22 protein-coding genes and 1 other annotated feature are annotated in these 25,960 nt (G+C 50.1%); of the genes, 18 read left to right on the top strand and 4 right to left on the bottom strand.

From position 1 onward, the window contains the following. The first annotated feature begins 32 nt into the window (after positions 1-32). From recD2 to WMO29_RS03515, 15 genes are all read left to right on the top strand, one after another. Complete coding sequence (recD2, locus tag WMO29_RS03590) at positions 33-2,315, top strand: SF1B family DNA helicase RecD2 (RefSeq protein ID WP_349163804.1); 2,283 nt, start codon at positions 33-35, stop codon at positions 2,313-2,315. After that, a complete protein-coding gene (locus WMO29_RS03580) occupies positions 2,236-2,970 on the top strand; it encodes a double zinc ribbon domain-containing protein (protein WP_435391109.1) in 735 nt (244 codons plus the stop codon). Before recD2 ends, WMO29_RS03580 begins: the two co-directional genes overlap by 80 nt. Before the next feature lie 50 nt (positions 2,971-3,020). After that, a complete protein-coding gene (locus WMO29_RS03575) occupies positions 3,021-3,452 on the top strand; it encodes a hypothetical protein (protein ID WP_349163802.1) in 432 nt (143 codons plus the stop codon). Next, entirely contained in the window at positions 3,449-4,435 is a 987-nt protein-coding gene (locus WMO29_RS03570) for a hypothetical protein (protein ID WP_349163801.1), read from the top strand. The genes WMO29_RS03575 and WMO29_RS03570 overlap by 4 nt, the downstream gene beginning before the upstream one ends. A gap of 30 nt (positions 4,436-4,465) precedes the next feature. Beyond that, entirely contained in the window at positions 4,466-5,344 is an 879-nt protein-coding gene (gene cdaA / locus WMO29_RS03565; protein WP_178038738.1) for a diadenylate cyclase CdaA, read from the top strand. Further along, positions 5,322-6,758 carry a CdaR family protein gene (locus tag WMO29_RS03560; RefSeq protein WP_349163800.1) on the top strand — a complete coding sequence of 479 codons (1,437 nt, stop codon included), beginning with the start codon at positions 5,322-5,324 and terminating at the stop codon, positions 6,756-6,758. Before cdaA ends, WMO29_RS03560 begins: the two co-directional genes overlap by 23 nt. A 21-nt stretch (positions 6,759-6,779) precedes the next feature. Continuing rightward, positions 6,780-7,043, top strand: a complete 264-nt coding sequence (locus tag WMO29_RS03555; RefSeq protein ID WP_178038740.1) for an HPr family phosphocarrier protein — start codon at positions 6,780-6,782, stop codon at positions 7,041-7,043. Then, positions 7,033-9,744: a DUF2142 domain-containing protein gene (locus WMO29_RS03550; protein ID WP_349163799.1), complete on the top strand. Its 2,712-nt coding sequence runs from the start codon at positions 7,033-7,035 to the stop codon at positions 9,742-9,744. The genes WMO29_RS03555 and WMO29_RS03550 overlap by 11 nt, the downstream gene beginning before the upstream one ends. 18 nt (positions 9,745-9,762) lie before the next feature. After that, on the top strand, positions 9,763-11,289 hold the full coding sequence (locus tag WMO29_RS03545; RefSeq protein WP_349163797.1) for a lipopolysaccharide biosynthesis protein: 1,527 nt from the start codon (positions 9,763-9,765) through the stop codon (positions 11,287-11,289). Positions 11,290-11,313: 24 nt separating this feature from the next. After that, positions 11,314-12,324: a glycosyltransferase family 2 protein gene (locus tag WMO29_RS03540; RefSeq protein ID WP_349163796.1), complete on the top strand. Its 1,011-nt coding sequence runs from the start codon at positions 11,314-11,316 to the stop codon at positions 12,322-12,324. Next, positions 12,317-13,291, top strand: a complete 975-nt coding sequence (locus WMO29_RS03535) for a glycosyltransferase family 2 protein (protein WP_349163795.1) — start codon at positions 12,317-12,319, stop codon at positions 13,289-13,291. Before WMO29_RS03540 ends, WMO29_RS03535 begins: the two co-directional genes overlap by 8 nt. Continuing rightward, entirely contained in the window at positions 13,278-14,348 is a 1,071-nt protein-coding gene (locus WMO29_RS03530) for a glycosyltransferase (protein WP_349163794.1), read from the top strand. Before WMO29_RS03535 ends, WMO29_RS03530 begins: the two co-directional genes overlap by 14 nt. A 127-nt stretch (positions 14,349-14,475) precedes the next feature. Next, positions 14,476-14,734 (top strand) — a binding site (T-box leader). A gap of 261 nt (positions 14,735-14,995) precedes the next feature. Continuing rightward, positions 14,996-16,054 (top strand): ABC transporter substrate-binding protein, encoded by a 1,059-nt coding sequence (locus WMO29_RS03525; RefSeq protein ID WP_349163793.1) that lies wholly within the window; start codon positions 14,996-14,998, stop codon positions 16,052-16,054. 95 nt (positions 16,055-16,149) lie between these two features. Then, positions 16,150-17,073, top strand: a complete 924-nt coding sequence (locus WMO29_RS03520; RefSeq protein ID WP_349163792.1) for an ABC transporter permease — start codon at positions 16,150-16,152, stop codon at positions 17,071-17,073. After that, the gene (locus WMO29_RS03515; protein ID WP_349163791.1) at positions 17,073-17,882 is read left to right on the top strand and encodes an ABC transporter ATP-binding protein; all 810 of its coding nucleotides are present in this window, start codon (positions 17,073-17,075) and stop codon (positions 17,880-17,882) included. The genes WMO29_RS03520 and WMO29_RS03515 overlap by 1 nt, the downstream gene beginning before the upstream one ends. Positions 17,883-18,020: 138 nt before the next feature. Here WMO29_RS03515 and WMO29_RS03510 read toward each other — a convergent pair whose 3' ends face one another. The 4 genes from WMO29_RS03510 to WMO29_RS03495 form a co-directional block, all read right to left on the bottom strand. Continuing rightward, positions 18,021-18,830 (bottom strand): alpha/beta fold hydrolase, encoded by an 810-nt coding sequence (locus tag WMO29_RS03510; RefSeq protein WP_349163790.1) that lies wholly within the window; start codon positions 18,828-18,830, stop codon positions 18,021-18,023. Then, positions 18,823-19,938, bottom strand: coding sequence for a Gfo/Idh/MocA family protein (locus tag WMO29_RS03505; RefSeq protein ID WP_349163789.1), 1,116 nt, complete (start codon positions 19,936-19,938; stop codon positions 18,823-18,825). Before WMO29_RS03505 ends, WMO29_RS03510 begins: the two co-directional genes overlap by 8 nt. Before the next feature lie 63 nt (positions 19,939-20,001). Continuing rightward, positions 20,002-20,814, bottom strand: a complete 813-nt coding sequence (locus WMO29_RS03500) for a sugar phosphate isomerase/epimerase family protein (protein WP_349163788.1) — start codon at positions 20,812-20,814, stop codon at positions 20,002-20,004. 24 nt (positions 20,815-20,838) lie between these two features. After that, positions 20,839-21,417, bottom strand: coding sequence for a D-sedoheptulose-7-phosphate isomerase (locus WMO29_RS03495; protein ID WP_349163787.1), 579 nt, complete (start codon positions 21,415-21,417; stop codon positions 20,839-20,841). Positions 21,418-21,643: 226 nt separating this feature from the next. Between WMO29_RS03495 and WMO29_RS03490 the strand changes: the two genes are divergently transcribed. The 3 genes from WMO29_RS03490 (at position 21,644) to WMO29_RS03480 (ending at position 25,957) form a co-directional block, all read left to right on the top strand. Further along, on the top strand, positions 21,644-22,744 hold the full coding sequence (locus WMO29_RS03490) for a GntR family transcriptional regulator (protein WP_349163785.1): 1,101 nt from the start codon (positions 21,644-21,646) through the stop codon (positions 22,742-22,744). Between the two features lie 161 nt (positions 22,745-22,905). Further along, complete coding sequence (gene xylB, locus WMO29_RS03485) at positions 22,906-24,405, top strand: xylulokinase (RefSeq protein WP_349163784.1); 1,500 nt, start codon at positions 22,906-22,908, stop codon at positions 24,403-24,405. A gap of 37 nt (positions 24,406-24,442) precedes the next feature. Further along, positions 24,443-25,957 (top strand): sugar ABC transporter ATP-binding protein, encoded by a 1,515-nt coding sequence (locus WMO29_RS03480; protein WP_349163783.1) that lies wholly within the window; start codon positions 24,443-24,445, stop codon positions 25,955-25,957. The last annotated feature ends 3 nt before the right edge of the window (positions 25,958-25,960 follow it).

The raw sequence follows: 25,960 nt of genomic DNA, 5'->3' as shown, positions 1-25,960 counted from the left end.
GGATTCCGAAAAATACATAAAGGTATAAACGTATGAAACTTGAGGGGTATGTGGAACATATTATCTACCGAAACGCGGAAAATGGATATTCGGTGCTGAATCTGATGGCCGATGAGAATGAAATCACGGTTGTCGGCGTCTTTTCCTATATCGGCGAAGGAGAATTGGTGGAGCTGGAGGGCGACTATACGGAGCATCCCATGTACGGTCAGCAGTTCAAGGCGGAACGCTTTGAGGTGAAGACGCCAAAGGACGCCCTGGCCATGGAACGCTATCTGGCCAGCGGAGCCGTAAAGGGCGTGGGTGCGGCGCTGGCGGCCCGGATTGTGCGGCGCTTCGGCGCAAAGACCTTCGAAATCATGGAACGGGAGCCGGAGCGCCTGTCTGAGGTGAAAGGTATCAGCGATCGGAAGGCCCGGGAGATCACGGAGCAGATGGAAGAAAAACGGGATCTTCGGGACGCTATGGTTTTTTTACAGGAGTATGGCATCTCCATGAATTTGGCTGTGAAGATTTACCAACAGTACGGACAGGAGATTTATCGTATAATAAAGGAGAATCCGTACCGATTGGCGGACGATATCGCGGGCGTAGGCTTCCGGACAGCGGATGAGATCGCAAAGCGCGTCGGGATCCGGGAGGATTCAGACTTCCGGATCCGCAGCGGTATTCTGTATACACTGCTGAACGCGTCGGCGGAGGGGCATACCTGCATTCCGGAGCAGATGCTGCTGAACCGGACCGTGGAGCTTCTGGGCGTGCCGCCAGAATCCGTGGAGCGCCATGTGTCGGATCTCAGCATCGACCGGAAGCTTATACGAAAAGCTCTGCCGGACAGCCGGGGACAGGAGACGGTCTTTGTCTACGCGGCGTCCTATTATTACGCAGAGCTCAGTATCGCAGCCATGCTGTATCATCTGAATCTGTCCATGGATGAGACAGACGCGGTGATTGACACGCGGATTTCAAAGATAGAAAAGGCCACGAAGACTACGCTGGACGAGCACCAGCGGGAGGCGGTGGCGGAAGCAGTGCGAAACGGTCTGCTGATTCTGACCGGAGGTCCCGGCACCGGAAAAACCACGACCATCAACGCTATGATACATTATTTCGAGGCGGAGAACTTAAGCATCTTTCTGGCAGCGCCCACCGGGCGCGCGGCCAAGCGGATGACCGAGGCTACCGGCTGTCAGGCCCAGACCATTCACCGAATGCTGGAGCTGTCCGGCGGGCCGGAGAGCGCCGTTGGAGGCCGGGCCATGTTCGCCCGCAATGAGGAGAATCCGCTGGAGGCGGATGTGATCATCATTGACGAGATGTCTATGGTGGATCTGCATCTGATGCAGGCGCTTCTAAAAGCGGTGGTACCGGGAACCAGACTGATTCTGGTGGGCGACGTGAACCAGCTGCCCAGCGTGGGGCCCGGCAGTATTCTGCAGGATATGATCCGTTCCGAGACCTTTCCGGTGGTGCGCCTGACTAAGATCTTCCGACAGGCGGCGGAGAGCGATATCATTGTAAATGCCCATAAGATCAACCGTGGCGAGCCGGTAACTCTGGATAATAAGAGCCGGGATTTCTTCTTTTTGCAAAGGCAGGATCCGAACATCATTCTGCGGGTGGTGCTGGCTCTGGTGCAGGAGAAGATGCCCCGTTATGTAAATGCGGAGATTTCGGATATCCAGGTGCTGACCCCCATGCGCAAGGGCGCGCTTGGTGTGGACAATCTGAACCGGGTATTGCAGCGTTACCTGAATCCCGAGGATAAGGACAAAGCGGAGATTCCCTTTGGACACGGCGTCGCCGCGGAGGACGGCGGAACCGGAAAGGGCATCCTGCGGGTGGGCGACAAGGTCATGCAGATCCGCAACAACTACCAGCTGGAGTGGGAGGTCCGCAATCGCTACGGCATTGCCATTGATAAGGGCGTGGGCGTATTCAACGGCGATATGGGAATCGTCCGTGCCATCAATACCTTTGCGGAGGAAGTAACCGTAGAATTCGATGAAGGGCGTATGGCTTCTTATCCGTTTAAACAGCTGGATGAACTGGAGCTGGCTTACGCCATTACCGTACATAAGTCTCAGGGAAGCGAGTATCCGGCAGTGGTGATTCCATTGCTTTCCGGCCCCCGCCCCCTGATGAACCGGAACCTTTTATATACGGCAGTGACCCGTGCCAGATCCTGTGTGACCCTGGTGGGCAGCGCCGCCACCTTCCAGGCAATGATTGAAAATGGTACGGAACAGAAGCGTTACACAGGTCTTTGCGAAACTATCAAATCTTATATATCCTCGCAGATGTCCGATATGTGATGAGATTACCGGCGGGGCAGAAAAGCTTATCTGTGACAGCTGCCGGACGGTATTGCAGCCGGTGCGCGAACCGGTCTGTATGAAATGTGGGAAGCCGCTTTCAAAAGAGGAGGCAGAATATTGCCCCGACTGTCTGCGGCGGAAGCATCGATATGAAAAGGGCAGGGCAGTTTTCCTATATGACAGAGTCATGCGGGCGTCCATCAGCCGGTTTAAATATCACAACCGCAGGGAATATGCGGATTTTTACGCAGAAGAGCTGCTGCGGGCCCATGGGCGTATGCTTCGTTCCTGGCAGCCGGACGCCCTGATTCCGGTGCCGCTCCATAAGAGCCGCATGCGGAAACGCGGGTTTAATCAGGCAGCGCTGGTGGCAGAACGTATGGGAGAGAGGCTGGGAATTCCGGTGGAAGAAAAGCTTCTCATACGGGTAAAGAAGACCAATCCCCAGAAGGAATTAAACGATTCCGCAAGACGGGAGAATCTGAAAAATGCTTTTCAACTCTGTGGGAATGATGTAAAATTAAAGAGAGTGGTACTGATAGACGATATCTACACCACCGGCAGCACCCTGGATGCGGCGGCAGCCGCCCTTCTGGCAGCGGGGGTGGAAAAAGTGTATTTTTTAAGCATTTGTATTGGAAGAGGCTTTTAAATATGCTATACTGAATTCGATTAGGAGTATGCAAAAGTTAAGGGGTATTTATGTTAAATGAAGAAAAAATCAGACTCATGACAAAGGCGGCCTCCTTTGAGGCGGGCGAGGGAAAGAAAGCGCTGGAAATGAACCGTTTTTACAAGGGTGATTACTTAAGTATTCATCTCATCGGCGCGTGGATTTCCTACACGGTGGCATTCTGCCTGTGCGTGGGTCTCTGGGCTTTTTATAAAATGGAATATCTGATGACAAACCTTCATAAGATGGATCTGGCCGCGTTTGGAAAAGGGCTTGCGCTTCTCTATCTTGCGCTTCTGGGCATCTATCTGGTGATCCAGTATGTGGTTTATTATAACCGGTATCAGGAAAACCGGAAGAAGCTGGCTACATATAATCACATTCTGAAGCGTATTTCCGACATTTATGAGTCGGAGACGTCGGGCAGCACAAGTATGGCAGAAGGAGCGAAGGAAGAATGAAGACCTTACTGGAAATGAGAGAAAAACTGAAGATTTTTTTAAGCAAATATGATATTTATATATATCCGGTGCTGAAGTTTATCATGGCACTGGTGACATTTCTGCTGATCAACGGTCATGTGGGCTTTATGAAGAAGCTGGATAACCCGGGGATAGCCCTGGTGCTGGCGCTTCTTTGCTCCTTCCTGCCGGTCAATGTGACGGCGGTGTTCGCGGCGATTCTGATTTTGCTGCATGCCTACGCGCTTTCTCTGGAGGTATTCGCAATTACCCTTGTGGTATTCGCGGTGATGTTTCTGCTTTTTTTCAGCACTGCGCCCAAGTTCGGATATGTGCTGATCCTGACACCATTGGCCTTCGTGTTCAAGATTCCGTATTTTGTTCCGCTTGCCATGGGACTGGTTTCCACGCCGGTGACAGCGATTCCGGTTGCCTGTGGTACGGTGGTGTATTTCCTGCTTCACTATCTGGGCATGAATACGGCCATGCTGAGCAGCGCCCAGAACAGTACGGTGACCGAGAAGATTACTTATCTTCTGGATAATGTACTGAACAATAAAGAAATGATTCTGACAGTTGTGGCCTTTACCCTGACGATAGTGATTGTATACATGATTCGAAGAATGTCCGTGGATCATGCATGGACCATTGCCGTAGTGGCGGGCGCTGTGGCGGACGCCATCGTGCTTTTGACCGGAAGTCTGATCCTGGGGGTGTCTCCGAAGCTGCTCAGCGTGATTGTGGGTGGGATCCTGTCGGCGGTGCTGGCGCTGCTTTTGCAGATCAGTATATTCAGTCTGGATTATTCCAGAACCGAATATGTACAGTTTGAGGATGACGAGTATTACTACTATGTAAAAGCGGTTCCCAAGATCAGTATCGCGGTTCCGCAGAAAAAAGTAAAGAAGATCAACGCGCAGAAAGCGCCGCAGAGAAAGGTTTCATCGGGAAGAAAGAAGAGCAGCGCGTCGAGACACCAGTAAACTGGCCGGCGGCAGAGAGGATGTGAAAAAGTGCAGGGTTCTGTGTGGAACTATATCAATCAATATGTGGCGTTCAACACCATCCACTGGAATGATCTACTGGATATTATTATCCTGTCTTTCCTGCTCTATGAAATCATGGTGTGGATCAAGAAGACCCGCGCATGGGTACTTCTGAAGGGCTTTGCGGTTCTGCTGGTATTCATTTTTGTGGCCTGGGCCTTCCGCCTGAACACGATTCTATGGCTGGGCAAGAATATCTTCAGCCTGGGAATTACCGCGCTGGTTATTGTATTTCAGCCGGAGCTTCGTAAAGCGCTGGAGCAGCTGGGACGGCAGAACATCATCAGTTCGGTATTCAGCTTTGACAGCGCGAAGGAGTCGGAAGCCAGGTTCAGCGACAAGACCGTTAATGAGCTTATAAAGGCGGTCTTTGAGATGGCCAAGGTCAAGACCGGAGCGCTGATAGTCATTGAGAAGAAGACGCCGCTGAACGAGTATGAGCGTACCGGCATTACGCTGGATTCCGTGATTACCAGTCAGCTTCTGATCAATATTTTCGAGAAAAATACGCCGCTGCATGACGGCGCGGTCATCATCAGGGGTGACCGGATTGTGTCAGCCACTTGTTATCTGCCGCTGTCGGATAACCTGTTTCTGAGTAAGGAGCTGGGAACCCGTCACAGAGCAGCTGTGGGAATCAGTGAGGTGACGGATTCCCTGACCATCGTGGTATCGGAAGAGACCGGAGCTGTGTCTGTGGCCATGGAGGGTGACATTAAGCGCAATTTGAATCAGGATGACCTCCGGGCGCAGCTTGTGGCAGCCCAGGATAAGGCGCAGGACAATGGCAGATTCAGATTATGGAAAGGACGGGTGAAGAAGCATGAAAAAAATGCTGACAAATAACCTGGGACTGAAGCTCCTTTCCGTGATCGGAGCCATTATGCTCTGGCTGATTGTCATGAATATTGACGATCCCTATACATACAGGGATTTCTCTCCGATTCAGGTCACGATGCTCAATGAGAACGTGGTAACGGATCAGGGTAAGGTTTACAAGATAGAGGACGGCAGCGACGTCATCAGTATCCGTGTGTGGGGCAAGAAATCCGTTCTGCGTGAGTTGGATATCACGGACTTTACCGCGACGGCGGATATGCAGAAAAATATCAAGTACAACGATCTGGTAGGTATCGAGGTGACCTGCAGCAATAAAAACATCCGCAGCGCCGACATCAACCTGAGCCGGGAAAACGTAGTTATCAGCGTAGAGGACGCATCCTCGGAGCAGTTTAACGTAGTGGTGAAGCAGAACGGAAAGGTGGCCGACGGTTACATGATCGGAACCGCGCTTCCGGAGCAGAGCCTGATTCAGATCAGCGGCCCGGCTTCCGTGATCGCCAAGATCAAGCGCGTGGAGGTAGAGATCAAGACCACCGGCGTCAACTCAGACCGGACCATTCACGGCAAGCTGAATGTGCTGAACAGCGACGGCGAAGCCGTAGATACCACTTATCTGGAATATACCGGAAAGAACGACGGTATGGATGTGGCCATCACCATGCTGCGGAGCAAGACAGTTCCGCTGTCTGTAGGCCATACAGGCACACCGGAAGAGGGCTACAGCTTCAGCTCCATCTCCTATAAACCGGAGACAGTGATGATTGCCGGAGCTTCTGACGCAATCAGTAAGATTACAGCGATTTTGATTCCGGATGAGGCGATCAATATCGACGGTGTTTCCGAGAATCAGCAGCAGACCATCGACATTACCCAGTATCTGCCCGATGGCATTCGACTGGCGGACGAGACAGACGCTTTGATCGCGGTCAGCGTGGAAATTGAGAAGAAGCAGGGCAAGACTGTGACCATCCCGGTATCCCGCATCGGTGTACAGAATGTGCCGGCAGGAATGGAAGTGGACTTCGGCGACACCAGCAGTATTGAACTGGTGGTAATGGGAACCAGCAGCGAACTGGCAGCTCTGGATACAGAGGCGATTGCAGTGACGCTGGATGTGGGACACACCAGAGCGGGGAATTATACAGAAACCCTGAACGTAACTCTTCCGGACAGTGGCTGCAGCCTGATGCAGGATGTGGAAATCCAGTATAAACTGGTAAAGAGAACAGCAGCTGACGACAATAAGACTACAGGAGACAGCAGCAGTACAAACGGCAGCATAGACAGCAAAAAGGAGAATGTCTCGGACGCCGGAAATGACAATACAACGGGAAACAGTACCCCGGATAACACCGCTGGTGACAATAGCAGCGGAGACAGTGCGGGGGAGAGTAAAAATGACTCGGCAACAGAGTAAAAGAACGGGAGGTTGACATCTATGGTAAGTCAAAAAGTAACTATCACAAATCCGACAGGTCTTCATCTTCGTCCGGCAGGAATCCTCTGCAAGACGGCCATGCAGTTCCGCTCCGCGGTAACCTTCACCTTTGGCAATACAACAGCCAATGCGAAGAGTGTTTTAAGCGTACTGGGTGCATGTGTAAAATCAGGAGATGAGATTGAATTTCATTGTGAGGGCGCAGATGAAACAGAAGCGCTGGCTGCAATGGTAGAAGCAGTGGAGAGTGGTCTTGGAGAATAAGAAGAAATGGGCGATAGGGTATGCAGTATTCTGCATACTCTATTTCGCCGTGTCTGTTGCTATGCCCCATGACAGACTGGAATCCCGGGGGCTGGAGGGTATCGGAAAGCCCTCGTTAAAACTGAAGACAGAAGCGATAACGGATGATACAGAGCTGAGATTTGAATACCTGCCAGATGCACAGGCGTTAAGCCAGCTTTCTTTTTATTTTACGGCGGATGACGAGGGCGTCTATACGGATGGCCGGATTGATATCGGGGCCTATGACGCGCAGACCCGGGAGCTTCTGGCCAGCGCTTCCTATGATTTGCAGGATCTGGGTGCCGAGGGTTTCTGGGGTGTGGACTTTACACAGGAGCCGGTGGGACAGGCTGTCGAGGTGGTCATCACCGGAAAGGGTATAAAGAACGGACCCTATATCTGGCTGAATACGGAGACGGAGACAGCCGGAACATCCTACGAGGATGGACAGATCCTGGAGAATAATCTGATTTTTAATGCGGTGTACCGGACACAGGTGCACTATGTGAAGAAACCGCTGATCACGACGCTGATGTTGACGATTCTGGGAGCCATGTTTTTCCTGGTGTCCGGGAAGAAGCAGGAAAAAGCGACAAAAAAGCGGGATTCCGGACTTGGGAAAAAAGCGGCTGCTTTCGGGAGAAAGCTGAAGACCTTCTATGAGAAACATAAAAAGCTCCTGGGGTTGGGACTGCTGCTTTTTATTACGGCGCTTATGTTCCTGTATGTGTATGACGTACAGATTCGAAAGGCCATGAACAGCACCCATCGGGAAGTAGTCATGAAGGACAATCAGGAGCTGCTGCCCGTGACAGCGGATACACAGGAGCTGATTCAGTATTATACCACCGAAGAAAAACAGTTGGTGGGGTTGGGTGTGCGGATGGATCTGGGCGAGAATTTTGCGGGAGAGGGGCTGATTCACGCAGAGGTCTATGATGTGACCGGGGCGGCAGCTTCCGGCGAGACGACCGATCTGGCGGATCAGGGAAGCCTGCTCTGCGCAGCGGATATCGACGCGGCCACATTGCTGGACGGTCAGTATATGGGCCTGATTTTTGACAACTCCCAGACGGATACCAAGGGACATACCTACGAGGTGAAGCTGCATTTTGCGGATACGCTTCTGGATTCAGGTCTGTCAGTGATTGTGACGCCAAAGGGTTATTACAAAGAGAATACCCTGCTGGTAAACGGCGCGGAGAGCGCGGTCCGGCTCAGCATGAACGCCCATACGTATTTCAATCTGTTCCTGAAAAAGTATTTCTTTGCCATGTTTCTGTTTGCGGAGGCCGTGTGCGCAGGCTTTTATTACCTGGCTTTTATGCGGAAGTGCAAGATAGAGAAAGTATTTCTGTTTACGATTCTCTGCCTTGGCATTCTGTATAATTTCCTGATTACGCCTTATATGACGCCGGATGAGTCCTATCATATCGACATGACCTACCGGCATTCCAATACGCTGCTTGGTATCGAGTCGGCGGGCGAGAATAAGTGCTATAAGCGGATGGAGGATACGAAGATCGAATTTACATCGGAGCCCAGCCTGGAGAATTATAAGAACATTTACGACGGATTCTTCAGGGGCGTAAGGGACAACCGGTTGGTGGAGGCGGACGCTACATCCACCACGGAAGCGCCGATGATTCTGTATCTTCCGGCGGTGCTTGGCATGACGCTGGCGCGACTTCTGCATCTGGGAACAGTGCCCATGTATCTGCTGGCGCGCTGGTGCAGTCTTCTGTTCTTCGCGCTGATGACATATATCGGCATGAAAAAGCTGCCCTTTGGAAAGATAACGCTGTTTTTACTGGCAATTTTGCCCATGAATCTGCAGCAGTGTACATCCTTTTCCTATGACGCGGTGATTAACGGTGTGATTTTCCTGTATATCTGCTGCTGCATTTCTCTGACCTGGCGGGAAGAACCGGTGAAGCCGGTGGATATTCTGGTCATGGGAATCTTGAGTATTGTGATGATCTACGGAAAAAGCGGTATCTATCTGCCTATCGCATTGCTGGCGCTGCTGATTCCGGCGGAGCGCTTCGGCGGAAAACGGGTGCGGAATTTCTGCATTCTGGCTCTGTGTCTGCTGCCGGTGCTGGCTTTTGTAAATAAGAACACCGTGGCAGTCAATTATATAGCAACGACTACAGAGGCCACGGCTACAGTCGGTTCTTCCACCACAGCCGGTTATACCCTCGGGTATTTCCTGTCACAGCCTCTGGAGCTGGTGCGTATCATGGCGAATACCATTGCGGACAAGAGTGCTTTCTATCTGATGTCTCTGGTAGGACAGAAGATGGGGTGGGTAGAAATCGAGATTTCGGAAGTGATTCCCATGCTGTTTCTGCTGCTTCTGGTACTGTCCTGCATGCGGACGAAGGACGAACCTCAGTATGTGAAGACCGGGCAGAAATGGTGGATTGTCTGCGTCTGTGCGGTCTGTGCAGGGCTGATTCTGGCGGGCATGCTGCTTACCTGGACGCCACGGGATCATATCTCCATTGAGGGTGTGCAGGGACGGTATTTCATTCCGTTTATGCCGGCGTTTCTGCTGGTGCTCCGGAATGGACGGCTTACCTGGAACCGGTCTGCGGAGCGGGGCCTGATGTATGCGGGTCTTGTAGGACAGCTGCTGACAGTGATGTATCTCATCAAGGCAGTATTGATATTGTAAAAAAGGAAACGGAACTTTATGAATAAAAAACGAGTAGCGATCAACATGACGGCCCAGCTTCTGGCCTTTGGCGTCAATATGCTTCTGGGCTTTATCCTGGTGCCGATTATTGAGTCGATGATTCCAAATGCCTATGGTTTCACGGATATCGCCAATAAATTCGTGTCGGCGGCCCAGATCATCGTGTCGGCCCTGAATACCATGGCCAGCCGGTTTATTACTATCCGGATTCACCGGAATGAGCAGCAGGAAGCAGAGGAATATTTTTCTTCCGTGTTCTTCGCCAATGTGCTGATGGCGGTGGTATTTATGTTCCCGGCGTTGTTCGTGGTCATGTATATAGGAAGAATTTTCCAGATCCCGGAAGCGGCCAGCCTGATGGATATCCAGATGCTGTTCTTCTTTATCTTTTTGAACTTCCTGATCAGCATCATTACTTCCGTGTTCAGCGTGGCTTCCTACAGTAAGGATCGTCTGGAGCTCAGCTCCATTTCCATGATTCTCGGAGAGCTGACCCGTCTGACTGTACTGTCGGTCTGCTATCTTTGCTTTAAGCCCTATCTGTTTTACGTGGGCTGTGCGTCAGTCTGCTCCACGGTGATTCAGGCGGTGGCGAACCTGACCTTTACCAGAAGGCTGCTGCCGGATATGAAGATTCGGATTCGGGATTTCCGCTGGAGCAAGATCTGGGAACTGGTGTCTCTGGGGGCCTGGAATTCGGTGACCCGTCTGGGACAGCTTCTGCTGGATGGATTGAATACCTCTATCGCGAATATTATGGTCAGCTCAGCGGCCATGACGACCATCTCTATCTCTACCCAGATTCCGGAGGTAATCTCGAATCTGATGGGAACCATTGCGGGCGTCTTTAACCCGCAGATGACGATTGCCTATGCAAAAGAAGATAAGGAACAGCTGCTGGAGATTATCGCCAGCGCGGATCGCATTATGATATTTATTATCAGTATCCCCATTGCGTTCCTGACGGTATTCGGTAAGACCTTTTTCGGACTCTGGGTGGGCAAGACACAGGACCCAAAAGAACTCTATATTCTGGCTCTTCTGAATGTGGGTACGCTCTTTGTCAGCGCCAGCATTCAGGTACTGTACCATGTATTTCTGATTACCAAGAAGGTAAAAGTGAATTCCATGGTCATTGTGGGAAGCGGCGTACTGACCGTGGCAACGGTTTTTGTGTTGCTGGAGACCACGGATCTCGGTATGTATGCCATCGTGGGCGTCAGCATGGTCTATGGAATCCTGCGTAATCTGATTTTCACGCCGCTTTACGCGGCTCACTGCCTGAAGGTGAAATGGTATACCTTCTACGGCGATATTCTGATGGGCCTGGTGTCCATCGGCCTGATTTGCCTGGTGGTACTGCCCTTTGAGTTATTTATCAACATCGACGGCTGGCTCAAGCTGTTTAGCGTAGGCATCGTGGCCGGAATCCTGGCGCTGCTTGTGAACTTTTTTGTGGTGCTGCGGAAAGGTGAGCGGCAGATGGTGCTGGAAAAGGTGCGCAGTAAACTGGTAAAGCATTAGGCTCCAGTATGAGGAGGGACTGAAATGGTAAGTATCATTGTACCTGTGTATAAAAGTAAGGATACGCTGAAACGCTGTGTGGAAAGCCTGCTGGCGCAGACGGTAGAGGACACAGAGATGATCCTGGTGGACGACGGTTCGCCGGACGGTTCCGGGGAGCTCTGTGACAAGCTGGCGGAAGAGGACAGCCAGATTCAGGTGATTCATAAGGAAAATGGCGGCGTGTCCTCGGCCCGGAATGTGGGTATTGAGGCTGCGAAGGGTGATTATCTACTGTTCGCGGACAGCGACGATTATGTGGAACAGGATATGGTGGAGAAGCTTCTGAGTGGCATCGGAAATGACGATATCGCCATCTGCGGCTTTCATCATCACTATCAGGGCCGGGACATCGTCCGGATTCCGGAGGTGCCGGGACAAAGCGGCGAGGAAAATTTTCTGGCGCTCTACGGCGAAGGATTTCTGAATATGCCCTGGAACAAGCTGTATAAACGGGAGCTGACGGGACGTTTTGACGAGTCCTTAAGTCTCGGGGAAGACCTGCTGTTTAATCTGGATTATCTGCGGCGGGCGGATGGAATCGCCATTGTGAAAGCGCCGCTTTGCCACTATATTCAGGATGAGACCGGGGCGAGTCTCTCGTCGCAGAAGCGGGAGGATCGCCTGATGCTGGCAAAGCATATCTGGCGGGAGACGAACGAGTTTTATCAGGAACTGGCAGGGCATCCGGATGAGAGCGGTGTCATCAATGCCCGTTTGATTCAGGATATGCTGGACGACGTAGAGGGGCTTCCTTTCGATGCGGAGAAAACGAAGAAGGAGAAGCTGGAAGTCATAGACGCCTATTGCCGGGACGCGGAACTGCGGGAAGCGGGGCAGATGGCGGCACTTAGGGCTCTCGATTATCAGGTGATTCATTTCTGCATGCGCCGGGGCTGGAAGCGGCTAACCTATGAGCTGTGCGAGCTGCGGGCCATGCTGGTTCGGGCCAGACGGGCGGCAGAGGAAGAAGAAAAGGAAGCAGAAGATGCATGATTTAATATCAGTAATTATTCCTGTTTATAAAGTGGAAAAATATCTGTGCCGGTGCGTGGATTCAGTGCTGGAGCAGACCTATACGAATATGGAAATCATTCTGGTGGACGACGGATCGCCGGATAATTGCCCGGTCATGTGTGACGAGTATGCCAGACAGGACAGCCGGGTGAAGGTCATTCACCAGGAAAATGCAGGTCTGTCCGGGGCACGTAATGCGGGCATTGACATGGCGCAGGGTCAGTGGCTGGCTTTTGTGGATTCGGACGATTATCTGACGGCAGATTTTCTGGAGCGACTGTATCAGGCCTGTGTGGATACGGGTAGCAGCTTAAGTGTCTGCCGCTGGGAATATGTGCGCGGTGAGACAATTCCGGAGCATGGAACCGGGGAGACGCGCGTGTATACAGGCCGGGAGATGCTGGCGAATCTCTATGTGCCGGACGGAGCTTATTTTGTGGTAGCGTGGAATAAGCTTTACAGAAAAGAATTATTCGAGGATATCCGATATCCGCTGGGCAGAATCCATGAGGATGAGGCGACCACTTACCGTATCTACGATAAGGTGAAGAAAGCGGCTTATGTGGATCGCTCCCTGTACGGCTATTTCGTGACGCCGGTGAGTATCACCCGGGGGTTCAATCCAAAACGGATGGACTGGGTGACGGCGGTAGCGGAGCGGCTGGATTTCTTTGAACAAAAAGGCTATACAGAGCTGATGGTGCCGGGACTTCAGGCGCTGGCGGATGGAAGTATCGATATCTGGTTTGGCTTACGGGATCAGCTTCCGGGCAGTGAAAAGCAGCAGGAGGAAATACGGACATTGATTCGCGAAGGTCTGCGGCGTGTGAAGAAGTATGGGAAGTTCCCGCTTCGGACGGAGATTGGCTATCGGCTGTTTCTGACCTGGCCGGGATTGTATCGGAAACTACTGAATCAGGTGAAGGATGAAAATGGAAAGCAGTAAGAGATTAAGCGTGATTGTACCGGTCTACAATGTGGAGCAGTATCTGGAGCGCTGTGTGGACAGTATTTTAAATCAGACAGTGAAGGAGCTGGAGATTATTTTAGTGGACGATGGTTCCACGGACAACTCCGGGTCCATGTGTGACGCTTATGCAGCGGAGCACGCCAATATCCGGGTGCATCATAAGTCAAACGGCGGCCTGACGACCGCCTGGAAAGCGGGACTGGAGCTTGCGACCGGTCGGTACGTGGGCTTCGTGGACAGCGACGACTGGATTGACGCGGATATGTATGAGCGGATGCTGACACTTGCCGAGCAGGAGGATGCGGATGTGACGGTCTGCGGGCTGGTCTTTGATTTTGAGGATCCGAAGATTCCGAAAAGAAATGAAATTTCGAATTTCAAAAAAGAAGTCTATGGACGGGCGGACTTGGAGGCTTTATTTCCAACGCTTATCAATGATGGCTACTTTTTCGGACGGACATTGCAGCCTGCCCGGGTGACGAAGCTGTTCCGGAGATCGCTTCTGCAGGCAAATGTGCAGTTCTGCGATGACAAGGTGGCGGTGGGGGAGGATCTGCAGATTACGTTCCCGGTGCTTCTGGATACGAAGAAGCTATGCGTGGTGCAGAATTTTTATCCCTATCATTACTGGATTAATAACAAATCAATTACGGGGCAGTATGACAGCTCTTATATTGAGAAGGTGAAGCTTTTAATCAGCCGGCTTCAGGCTATCAGCGACGCTAAGGGCGTCTATGATTTCACGGCGCAGATTCGGAATGATTTTCTCGGACTGGCTGTGCTGGCGGTGAAAAATGAGATTTATCGGAATTATAAGGCCGGGCGCCGGAATGTGGTCGCTAATGTGAAGCGGATCTGTGAGGACGTGATGGTACGTGATGCCATGGAAAAGCATACGATGGATAAGCTGTCGGCGTCGATCAAGCTTTACCTGTGGCTGATGCGGACGGGGCATTATAACCTGTGTTACTGGCTGGTGCTGGGGTTTTTTAAGGTGAATTATTATCTCGGGAGAGAGTATAAGAGACAGTAGAATATAGGACGGGCGAAGAGGGAATGTCAAGTGGAGAGACTTTAATAAGTTAAACTAATAAAACAAATTTTTAGAAAACTATTGACAAACCAGAAAAACGTGCATATAATACAAACAACATCAAACAGAGAAACCTGTGAAGAAGAGTAGTAACGGACAGATGTGGATCTACAGAGAGTTCCGGAGGGTGGAAACGGAGCGTGAAGCAGTCGGTGAATGGACTTCGGAGGGCGGCTTTGAACGAGTAAACGGTCAAGTAGAAGCTGACGGGACCCCACCCGTTATCCATCGGGGCACGTATGATGGTACGTGTAGCGAGTGGACATTTCGCAGGAAATGTCAATTTGGGTGGTATCGCAGAAGTATATAACGCTTTTGTCCCATGTATATGGGGCAGAGGCGTTTTTCGTATACCTAATGAGCCAGGCGTTTAGATGAAAAGCCGGGCCGGAGGAGGTGCTTGCACATCATCCAGTTTGGAGTTTCATCTAAACATGCGGCAAACAGCCGCGAGCCTGGGAACACGGAGTGTTCTCAGGATTTACCTGGCGGGGTAGAACGAATGATACTTTCCTCCAGACAGCCGCCTCCGGCAAAGCCGACTGTCACATCTGCCATCTAAATTAAAAAAGAATGGAGAAAAAATTATGAAGAAGATGAATCTGAAAAAACTGGTAGCTTTTGGTTGTGCGGCAGCACTGACAGTTTCCATGGCAGGATGCGGATCCAAGGCCGATACTTCCGCAGATGCCGCGGCAGACAGCACCGCAGCAGAGACGGAGGCGGATGCAGCATCCGGCGATACTGCAGAGTACAACGTAGCCATCGTAAAGCAGCTTGACCATGCTTCTTTGGATGAGATTGCAAATGCAGTGGCAGCAGAGCTGGATCAGATTGCAAAAGATAATAATGTGACCATCAATTACGAGATTTATTCCGGACAGAACGACCAGACGACCCTGAAGCAGATTGGCGACCAGGCCATTGCGGACGGCGTAGACGCTATTATCCCGATTGCGACTCTGGCAGCACAGGTTATGACCGTATGCGCCCAGGACACCCAGACACCGGTTGTCTTCGCAGCAATTTCCGATCCGGAGGCAGCAGAGCTGACCGGCATCGACTATGTGACCGGAACCAGCGACGCTCTGGATACCAACAAAATCATGGAAATGATGCTGGCCCAGAACCCGGATATTAAGAATGTAGGCCTTCTGTACTCCCTGTCCGAAGCAAACTCCACCAAGCCGATTGCAGACGCGAAGGCATACCTGGATAAGAAGGGCATTTCCTACACCGAGCAAACAGCCAATACCAACGACGAGGTTATCGCAGCAGCATCCGCGCTGGTAGCTGATAAAGTAGACGCCATCTTCACACCGACCGACAATGTTATCATGGCAGCAGAGCTGGCAATCTATGAGGACCTGGCAAAGGCAGGCATCCCGCATTACACCGGAGCTGACTCCTTCGTAAGAAACGGCGCTTTCGCTACCTGTGGCGTGAACTACACGGATCTTGGTTCCCAGACAGCTGACCTGGCATACACCGCTATGACAGAGGGTATGGACGGTCTGGAAGACTACTATGTAACAGAGGGCGGCATCATCACTGTTAATACAGAGACAGCTGATACTCTTGACATCGACCACTCCGTATTCAATGACCTGGGAACTGTCGTAGAGGTTCAGACTACCGAAGACTAATCACAGATTTTAAAATAAGAAGAGACAAAAAGCAGGACAGCGGCGAATTTTAGAAACGCGGCTGTCCTGCCCATCTCTATTTTGGAGGGATTCCTGTGTTACATATTTTACAAACAGCCCTGGAGTTGGGCTTTCTGTACGCGTTGGTGCCCATGGCCCTGTTCTTAAGCTTCCGTGTACTGGACATCGCCGATATGACCACCGATGGCTGCTTCGTGCTGGGCACTGCGGTGTCCGTCACCATGGCGGCAGCCGGACATCCGTTTCTGGCTATTCCGACGGCCATGGCAGCAGGCGTCTGCGCCGGCTTTGTGACCGCATTTTTGCAGACGAGACTTGGCGTGCCGTCCATCCTGGCCGGTATCGTCACCAATATGGGACTTTACACCATCAACCTGATGGTTATGAAATGGAGTGCCAATGTGAGCCTTCTGAAGACAGCCACCATTTTCACCCTGTTCCAGCAGACCGGTATCGGCGGACAGTGGTATGAGGCACTGCTGGCCGGAGCAGTGGTTATTCTGGCGGGCGTATTGCTGGTGCTGTTCCTGGGCACCCGGCTTGGCCTTTCCATCCGTGCCACCGGCGATAACATCGACATGGTGCGTGCTTCTTCCGTCAATCCGACCTTCACGATCACCGTAGGCCTCTGCGTGGCCAATGCACTGACGGCTCTTTCCGGAGCCATGGTAGGTCAGTATCAGAACACCGCCGATATCAACGGCGGAACCGGAATCGTGGTCATCGGTCTTGCCTGTCTCATCATCGGTGAGACCATACTGGGTCGCAAAAGCGTAGTCAAAGGCGCCCTGGCGGCTGTGATTGGTTCCATTATCTATCGATTCATCTACGCGATTGTACTGTATACAAAGATTATGCCGGTACAGGGACTGAAGCTTGTGACGGCTGTGATTGTGGCGCTGGCTATCGCGTTCCCGACGATTAAGAACTGGGTGGTATTTCAGCAGAAAAAGAGTGCCCGGAAAAAGACGTACGTAGCGAAAGGAGGCCGTTCGTAATGCTGGATATTCAGAACATATCGAAAACCTTTAACCCGGGAACGGTCAATGCGAAGACGGCTCTGTCCGGACTCTCTCTACATCTGAATCACGGCGATTTCGTGACTATCATCGGTTCTAACGGAGCCGGAAAATCCACTCTGTTCAACGCCATCGCAGGCGGGTTTTACGTGGATGACGGCGCAGTCATTCTGGACGGTGAGGACATCACCTTCCTGCCCGAGCACAAGCGCAGCCGCTTCATCGGGCGGCTGTTTCAGGACCCCTTAAAGGGCACGGCTCCGGGCATGACCATCGAGGAAAATCTGGCGCTGGCGTATCTGCGTAGCGCCAAGGGAACCTCGGCCTTTTCCCGTATCTCGAAGAAGGATAAGGAACTGTTCCGGGAGCGTCTGGCCCTGTTAAATATGGGCCTGGAAGACCGGATGAAGCAGCCTGTGGGTCTTCTCTCCGGCGGACAGCGCCAGGCACTGACACTACTTATGTCAACCTTGGTAACGCCGAAGCTGCTGCTCCTTGACGAGCATACCGCAGCCCTGGACCCGGCAACGGCAGAGAAGGTGCTACAGCTGACCAAAGACATCGTAGAGCAGGAACAGATCACCTGCATGATGATCACCCACAACATGCGCCAGGCCCTGGAGTTGGGCAACCGGACCCTGATGATGGCCGATGGCAATATCGTGCTGGATGTGGGCGGCGAAGAGCGAAAACATATGACTGTGGAAGACCTGCTGACCCGCTTCAAGGCAGGCGCGGGATATGAACTGGATAATGACCGGATCCTGCTTTCGGACGCAGCGCAGTAGCAGAAAAGAACAACACAAAATCCCCGAACCGTCTCTGTCATAACGGTTCGGGGATTTTTGTGATTAGGATCGGACATTCCCATTTTTATATGCAATCGGCGTTCACAGGGAGGAAAACCGAGGCATAGTAAAAAGATATTAGTGAAGCTGCGCAAGCAGAAAATCCAGGGTTACCTGATTGTATTTCTCCAGCTGCTCCCAGTGCTGCACATGTCCACCGTTTTGGGCCATATAAAGCTTTGCACCCGGGATGGCGTCGCACATAGCCTTGGTGACTTCAACCGGAACAAAGAGATCCCGGTCACCGCCGACAACCAGAGCCGGAGCTTTGACCTTGGGAAGCTCCTTTAAAATGTCAAAGCCCAGAATGGCGTTGCACTGTGCTTTATAGGCGTAGCCCGGCATCGGGTAGGGGGCAGCCATATCGGCCAGCTCAGAGTCCAACATATAAGTCTCGTCCGTTTCCTGGAATGGCTGCGCAAAGATCATCCATTGTCCCAGACGGCCAAAGGTGATGCCATCCAGCTGGCCGCAGGCCTCGCGCAGAATTTCGATGGCGCGCCGGAAGCTGACACAACAGCTGGGGAAGGTATTGGTCAGGATAATGGAGCGCACACGTTCCGGGTAATTCACCGCCAGATACTGGGTGATAGCTCCTCCCATGGAAATGCCATTGAAATGGGCGGATTCGATACCAACCGCATCCATAAATCCGATGGTGTCCCTGGCCATTTCTTCGATGGTATAGGAATAAGAAACGGGTTTATCAGACTGACCGGCACCCCGGTTATCCAGCGCATATACATGAAAATGTTTCTCATATGCAGCTATATGCGGAGCCCATTTGCTTCCCGGTGCGCCAAGGCCCATCAGGAGAATAAGAGGCTCGCCTGCGCCGCTTTCTTCATAGCTGATTGTAAGTCCATTTGCTTTGCATTGTTTAGTCACGTTCTTCTCTTGGCTCCTCTCCTGTATAAAGTGCTCTTAAATGAGTTCCGCATTCCGGCAGCTCTTTTTCCATACGTTCCAGAACCGGCTCGTAATCAAAATTAGTGAGCGGAAGATCTATGCGGGTGTTATTCAGGGCGCTTAAGCACATAGCCTCCAGAATTTCGTATCCATGGAAGGCGGTTTCGATGTTGCAGGAATGGGGCTTGGAGTCATCGTCCAGCCAGTCGGCGTACTCGGTGTAGTACGGAGTCTGGATCTGTTTTTCCTGATGATGGTACCAGCCTGGTTCCTTTCCGGTAATGAATTCGCCCTTGGTAGCCTTGCTGCATTCGCCCCAGAAACCATCGGTTTCGGCATAGCCATAACCGTTGGTCCCCCAGATAGTCAGACGGTTGTCGGAATCCGCGTACATTTCCGGATTGTGCCGTTCGGAAAAATAACCGCACTCCAGATATCCGCGGACGCCATTCTCAAAGAGAATTTCGCCCATCAGGAAATCCGGTGACGGATGATTATCCTTTAGAGTGGCCGGGCCGTGTACGTGACCAACAACAGATTTTGCGCGGCAGCCGCCGTTTGCCCAGATAATGTAGTCTACATAGTGGGTTCCCAGCTGAGCCATCCAGGGCTGTGTCTCCGCAAAGATCTTCTTAATTTGTCCGAAATCGCCGCGATCGGCCTTTTTCTTCAGTTCCTGCATCTGGGTCAGATATTTCTGCTGATGGCATACAATGGCCTTTACACCATTTTGTACGCACAGGTCTGTCATTTTTTTTGCTTCCTTCATGTCCTCAGCCATGGGCTTTTCGAAGGATACGGCTTTAATGCCATATTTCAGGGCCAGTTCTATCATAGAGAGACGGAGATTCGGGTAAGTAACGAATACAAAAACCTCCGGTTTTGTCTCGGCCAGCATTTTTTCCACATCTGTGTAAAGCGGTACGTTCAGCTTCCACTGTTCAGATACGGCCTTCATAACATTTTCGCGCAGATCACAGAGACCTACCACCTCATAACGGTCAGAATTCTCCATAATTCCTTTTAAATGTGTTTTGCCGCGGACACCCAGGCCCATAATTGCGACGGTATGTTTTTTGTTGCTCATGTAAAAACCCCCTGTTGATTGATAAAATTGTCATTTATTTTGATACTTTTATAATTTTCGGTATTAGCGGGCGATGCTCTTCATATATGCGCCGTCTGCCAGTACAACGCCGTCAGAATCCTGCTCTGCATCCGGAGATTCATCCTCAGTCATAATCCAACCCTGATATCCGGTATCTGCCAGAAAGTCTACGATGGACTTGAAATCACCGATTCCTTCGCCCATAGTAGCCCATACATGATCCGGCGTCATATCTTTAAAATGTACATGCTGCACGATATCGCGGTGTTCCCGGATAACCTTCAGCGGATCGATTCCTCCGTTGAGCATATGTCCTGCGTCCGGAGCGTAGCCGATCCCCTTGCTATAAAGAGTGTCAAACATAATATGGTAGTCGCTCTCATAGCGGAAGATAGAATTCTCGCCGGAGTTCGGATGGAAGACAGTCACGATGCCGGCCTCCGCAGCCCGCTGGGCGATGGCGGAAATACACTTCAGCTGATTTACCTGCTTTTCATAGAGATTGTGTTCCCGTACCGGATCGGCAGCCACATGTCCCAGCATGAGCTTAGCGGTTGGAAAATGAGTCAGAAATTCAATGGCTTCGTCGAGACGTTCGCGTTCGCCGTCGGTTTCCTCCGGAAGAAGCCAGTCCTCGTGTACAGCCAGGGCTGCAAAGGCGATCTGCTTTTCGTCCAGAAGATCCTTTAATTTCTGCCAATCTGTGTAGTAGTCCTCCAGCATGCAGATTTCGGCTTCCATTCCGGTGAAGCCTGCTTTGATAAGCGTATCTGCCATGTGAGGCACCTGTCCGTGAAATTTCTTGATGTTCATCTGCCAGGGATACGTCTGGCTTCCGTATTTGATTTTTGACATTGTAGCCTCCTGTAAAATGAAATGCTATTCAGTAGGATCTAAATCATATTCGATGCTTTCTGCAATGCTATGGATATAGAAAAGGTGAAGCGCCTCGGCCAGCATTGCTTCGTCGGTATTGACCGGAACCCAGATATCGGCCAAGTCTTTCAACTTTCCGCCGGCCTTTCCGGTAAAAATAATAGTTTTAATACCCATTTCCTTACATGTTTCTACTGCGTTGATGATATTCTTGGAATTACCGCTGGTACTGAAACCCCAGAGAATATCACCGGACTGTCCGAGAGCAGCTACCTGCTTGGAAAAGACAGAGTCATATCCATAATCGTTGGTAAGAGCGGTCAAAACAGAAATATCTGCTGTGAGCGCAATGGCAGGATAGCCCTTTCTGGTCCAGTTTTTCATGTGGCCGATAAAATCATTTGTAATATGGGAGGCGGTAGACGCACTTCCACCATTACCGCATAACATAATTTTATTCCCGGTTAAAAGTGCATTTTTGGTAGCTTCAGTGCAAGTCTGTACTGGAATTAACTGTTCGTCTGTTGTAGTAGATACGGCTTCAGCAAAGTGCTTTAGATTTGTTTTGAAAATTGAATTCATAAAAACCTCCGGATTTACCTTGAAAAAAGATGTGTGAACAAGTATAATTAGTTATACGTACAAGTTTCTTGTACTTATACTATATATGAGTAAAAGAAAAAAGTCAATAGAAATAAAAGAATATAAAGAAAGAGATATATATGATATAATGGGGCAAAAAGACTGCACAATAACAAGAAGCAGATGCGAGAAAATGTGTGGAAATAAAATGCGACGGAGGAAATATATGAAAACGAAGGAAATGTCGGCGAAGTATCAGGTTGTTTATAAAGAATTGAAAGAAGCAATAGTTTCTGGGCGTATTCCAGTGGGGGAAAAGGTACCCTCTGAGCTTCAATTGATGGAAAGGTATGGTTTCAGTAGACAGACGGTGCGTCGCGCGCTGGAGGAGTTGACTAGGGATGGGTATGTCACAAAGGTACGGGGCAGCGGAAGTTTTGTACGGGAACCTGCGCCAAAAGGGAATGGAAGAAAAATGGTGATGCTTATCGCACTGTTTGCTCAACAATACTTTTTCCCAGAATATATAGGGGGCTCTGAGCAGACACTCAGAGAAAATGGATATACGCTGAATGTGGGAATTTCTAATAACAGAACCGAGGAAGAAGCTGGATATTTAAGGGAAGCGATGAATAATGATTATGCTGGTTTAATTCTTATACCGGCTCAAAGTGCATTTTTACATTCGAATCTGTATCTTTATCGGAAGATTAAGGAGAAGGGCATGCCGTGTGTTACACTAGGAAGCTATCTTCCGTATTCTGGGTTTCCGTGCGTGGTAAATGATGATTTTGAAGGCGGGCGGCTGGCGACAAATTATCTGATTGAAAGGGGTCACAGAAGGATAGCGTGTCTGATGAACAGTGGGGAGTGTTGTGGAAGCCTGCGGTATGCGGGGTATCAGGCGGCTTTGAGTGAAGCGGGAATCGAGGAAGAAAAAGAATGGACGCGGTGGTACGTATATGAGAAATTCCGGGAATTTGTGGAGCAGGAAGAACTGGTAAAGACCTGCTTATCTGGAGTGACGGCGGTGTTTTGCTTTAATAATGAGCTGGCACTTGCGATTATAGAACTTTTACAGAAAAACGGAATTCGTGTACCAGAGGATGTATCTGTAGTTGGATATGATGGATCCTACATGTGCATGTTCGGACGGAAAAAACTGACTTCTGTGCGTCAGGATCCGTTAAAGAATGGGCAAATTGCAGCTGAAAAACTACTGCGAATGATAGAAAATGGAGATAGGGGAGAGAACATTTTTTTACAGCCGGAGATTTTAGAAGGCGAGACAGTAAAAACACTGGAGCGAGAAGAAAAAGAAGTCTGAAAAAAGATGTAAAATGAAGAAAAATACAAATTAGTAGGAAATGCTGGTACAAAAATCGGAAAAATATATTGACATATGCGAACAAGTATGGTTTAATAATGACAAAGATATACGTATAAGTTGATTGCGATAATTATTGGGCAAAGGAGGACAAAAGAGAGATGTCCTATTTTATGGGGATTGATTTGGGGACATCCAGCCTGAAAGCAGTCATCATAAATGAAACGGGAACGGTTGTAGAAATTTCCGGTAGCTCGTACTCTGTGATATGTCGAAAAAACGGATATGCGGAACAGGAACCAGAGAGTTGGTGGCAGGCGTTGAAAGCTGCTATAGGGGCTTTGAAAAAGAAAAACCCGCAAATCCTAGATGCCGTAGCAGCAATTGGATTTTCTGGACAAATGCATGGAACAGTATTACTGGACAAGGAATATCAGGTTTTGCGTCCAGCAATCATACATTGTGATGCACGCACAGAGGATGAGGTAAGAGAAATATACAGGTTGTTGGGAGCGGAAGCGGAAAAGATACTGATGAATCCCATAGCCACCGGAATCATGTTGCCAACTTTGTGCTGGGTGAAGAAACACGAACAGAAGATACTGGAAAAGACAAAATATACGCTTTTGCCGAAGGATTATCTAAGATTCCGAATGACAGGCACAATCGGAACTGATTATTCGGATGCTTCAGCCACCCTGGCTTTCGATATGAAAAAGGGAAAATGGGCAGAGCGGGTTTTGGAAAAAGTGGGACTGCCTGTGGATATTTTTCCACCATTTGGGGACAGCGCAATGATATGTGGAGCGATGACCGAGGAGGCAGCCAGAGAACTTGGATTAAAAAAAGGAATTCCGGTAGTTTTGGGAGGCGCTGATCAGGTCATGCAGAGTATCGGATGTGGGGCGGTCAGTCCCGGACAGGCCACAGCCAATATCGGAAGTGGAGGCCAGATTTGTATCCAGACCGGAGAAGCAGAAGCAAATCCGAAATTGGGAATTAACACGTTCCAGGGATATGCCAGAGATAGATGGTACGTGATGGGTGCGATGACGAGTGCAGGTTCGAGCTTAAGATGGTTGAATCAAATCCTGGATCAAAAGGATTACGATGAGATAAATAAACAGGTTTCTGAAATAAAACCGGGCAGTGACGGACTTATTTTCCTTCCATATCTGAGTGGAGAAAGATGTCCGAGACTAAACGGCGACATTAGCGGAGTGTTTTGGGGACTAAGTTATCTTACTGACAGAGCTCGTTTGACAAGAGCAGTGATGGAAGGCGTCACCTATGCTATGAGAAGTTGCCTGGATGCCTGCAAAAAGGCTGGGGCCGAAATTTATTCCATGACAGCAATCGGCGGAGGAAACAGAAGTGAGCCGTGGTTGCAGATGCAGGCAGATATGTATAATGTGGAACTAAAAACGACACTTCATCAGGAACAGGCCGGATATGGAGCGGCAATGATAGCAGCAGTTGGCATTCATTATTTTCCAGACATTCAGACTGCGAGTAAGGAAATGATTCGTTATAAAGACAGGATTATAAGACCACGAAAAGAAATACACGAATGCTACGAAGAGTATTATCGCTTGTACCAGGAGATTTATGAAAAAGGTCAGGCAACCTTGGAAGCAGTAACGCGACTGGGACGCAGATAAAATCCTATTTTTGAGATTCGCGGGAAGGAGCGGAAATATGGCGGAAAAAAGGGGGAGCAGCGACTATATTCTGGAGGTTCAGGGATTGTCGAAATCCTTTGGAGGTACGAAGGCGCTCCAGGACGTGGAACTGCATATCAGAAAGGGAGAGGTACACGCGCTGGTAGGTGAAAACGGCGCCGGAAAATCTACTTTAATGAAATCCATTATAGGGCTGCACAAATTTGATTCCGGAACCATCACATTTGAAGGAAATCCCTATAAGGTAAACGGACCGGCGGAAGCAATTAAACGGGGTATCACGATGATTCACCAAGAGCTGAATCCGGAGCCCCACCTGACTGTAGCAGAAAATATCTTCCTTCATAATGAAGACACAAAGGGCATCTTTCTGAAAAAGGATGCTACCAATAAGCGGGCGGAGAAGATTCTGAAGGAATTTGATTTTGATATCAGCCCCACACATCTGGTTGGAGACCTGACGCTGGCCCAGGCGCAGATGATAGAGATTATGAAAGCTGTGTCCTGTGACGCTAAGCTGGTTATTATGGACGAGCCAACATCATCCCTGGATAATGAGGAGACGGAGCGATTGTTTCAGACCATCCGGCAGCTGAAGGAAAAGGGCGTAAGTGTGGTTTATATTTCGCATCGTATGGAGGAAATATTCAATATCTGTGATACGGTTTCGGTGTTCCGTGATGGCCGTTTTATTGACTGCAAGCCCATCAGCCAGGTGACAGAGGAATCTCTGATTTCCATGATGGTAGGACGGGAAGTGAAGAATGTATTCCCGAAGACGGAATGTGAGATTGGGGATGTGGTATTTAAGGTAGAAGGTCTTACAGGAAAAGGCTTCCGTGATATCAGCTTTGAGGTAAGAAGAGGAGAAATCCTTGGTCTGACGGGTCTGGCCGGAGCAGGACGAAGTGAAACCATGAGGGCTATCTTTGGATTGGATCCACTGGAAGCCGGACATATTTATCTGGACGGTAAGGAGATTGTCAATAAGAATCCGCGCCAGGCTATTGAAAATGGGATTGCCATGGTGAACGAGGACAGACGGCAGTATGGGCTGTGTCTATATCGTTCCATCAGCGAAAACATCTCTCTTCCAAATCTGCCGGTACATCAGAAGGGATTACTTTTAAACAAGAAAAGAGAGAAAGAGGAAAATAAGGAATACGCGAATCTTCTGACGGTAAAGGCGGCGTCTCTCGATCAGGACGCAATTAACTTAAGCGGTGGGAACCAGCAGAAGGTGGTGCTGGCAAAATGGCTGATGACAAAACCAAAAGTGCTGATCCTGGACGAGCCTACACGAGGTGTTGATGTGGGAGCAAAATCAGAAATTCACTCTCTGATGTGTTCCTTCGCAGCACAGGGTATGGCCGTGATACTGATTTCTTCGGAGCTTCCGGAGGTAATGGCTATGAGCGATAGACTATTGGTATATCATGAGGGTAGAATCAATGGAGAATTGTTCCGGGAAGATATTGTGAGTGGCCAGATTACACAGGAGCATGTCTTGGCGAAAGAGTTTGGAAACTAGGGA

It is taken from the genome of Laedolimicola intestinihominis, assembly GCF_040096155.1.
Classification (GTDB): domain Bacteria; phylum Bacillota; class Clostridia; order Lachnospirales; family Lachnospiraceae; genus Laedolimicola; species Laedolimicola intestinihominis.
This window is presented reverse-complemented; position numbering and strand designations above follow the sequence as displayed.

Bases quoted from the DNA above. Each gene is read 5' to 3' on its own strand.
- recD2 (WP_349163804.1), top strand. From the start codon at position 33: ATGAAACTTGAGGGGTATGTGGAACATATTATCTACCGAAACGCGGAA.
- WMO29_RS03580 (WP_435391109.1), top strand. From the start codon at position 2,236: ATGGTACGGAACAGAAGCGTTACACAGGTCTTTGCGAAACTATCAAAT.
- WMO29_RS03575 (WP_349163802.1), top strand. From the start codon at position 3,021: ATGTTAAATGAAGAAAAAATCAGACTCATGACAAAGGCGGCCTCCTTT.
- WMO29_RS03570 (WP_349163801.1), top strand. From the start codon at position 3,449: ATGAAGACCTTACTGGAAATGAGAGAAAAACTGAAGATTTTTTTAAGC.
- WMO29_RS03560 (WP_349163800.1), top strand. From the start codon at position 5,322: ATGAAAAAAATGCTGACAAATAACCTGGGACTGAAGCTCCTTTCCGTG.
- WMO29_RS03555 (WP_178038740.1), top strand. From the start codon at position 6,780: ATGGTAAGTCAAAAAGTAACTATCACAAATCCGACAGGTCTTCATCTT.
- WMO29_RS03545 (WP_349163797.1), top strand. From the start codon at position 9,763: ATGAATAAAAAACGAGTAGCGATCAACATGACGGCCCAGCTTCTGGCC.
- WMO29_RS03540 (WP_349163796.1), top strand. From the start codon at position 11,314: ATGGTAAGTATCATTGTACCTGTGTATAAAAGTAAGGATACGCTGAAA.
- WMO29_RS03535 (WP_349163795.1), top strand. From the start codon at position 12,317: ATGCATGATTTAATATCAGTAATTATTCCTGTTTATAAAGTGGAAAAA.
- WMO29_RS03530 (WP_349163794.1), top strand. From the start codon at position 13,278: ATGGAAAGCAGTAAGAGATTAAGCGTGATTGTACCGGTCTACAATGTG.
- WMO29_RS03525 (WP_349163793.1), top strand. From the start codon at position 14,996: ATGAAGAAGATGAATCTGAAAAAACTGGTAGCTTTTGGTTGTGCGGCA.
- WMO29_RS03515 (WP_349163791.1), top strand. From the start codon at position 17,073: ATGCTGGATATTCAGAACATATCGAAAACCTTTAACCCGGGAACGGTC.
- WMO29_RS03505 (WP_349163789.1), bottom strand. From the start codon at position 19,938: ATGAGCAACAAAAAACATACCGTCGCAATTATGGGCCTGGGTGTCCGC.
- WMO29_RS03500 (WP_349163788.1), bottom strand. From the start codon at position 20,814: ATGTCAAAAATCAAATACGGAAGCCAGACGTATCCCTGGCAGATGAAC.
- WMO29_RS03495 (WP_349163787.1), bottom strand. From the start codon at position 21,417: ATGAATTCAATTTTCAAAACAAATCTAAAGCACTTTGCTGAAGCCGTA.
- WMO29_RS03490 (WP_349163785.1), top strand. From the start codon at position 21,644: ATGAAAACGAAGGAAATGTCGGCGAAGTATCAGGTTGTTTATAAAGAA.
- xylB (WP_349163784.1), top strand. From the start codon at position 22,906: ATGTCCTATTTTATGGGGATTGATTTGGGGACATCCAGCCTGAAAGCA.
- WMO29_RS03480 (WP_349163783.1), top strand. From the start codon at position 24,443: ATGGCGGAAAAAAGGGGGAGCAGCGACTATATTCTGGAGGTTCAGGGA.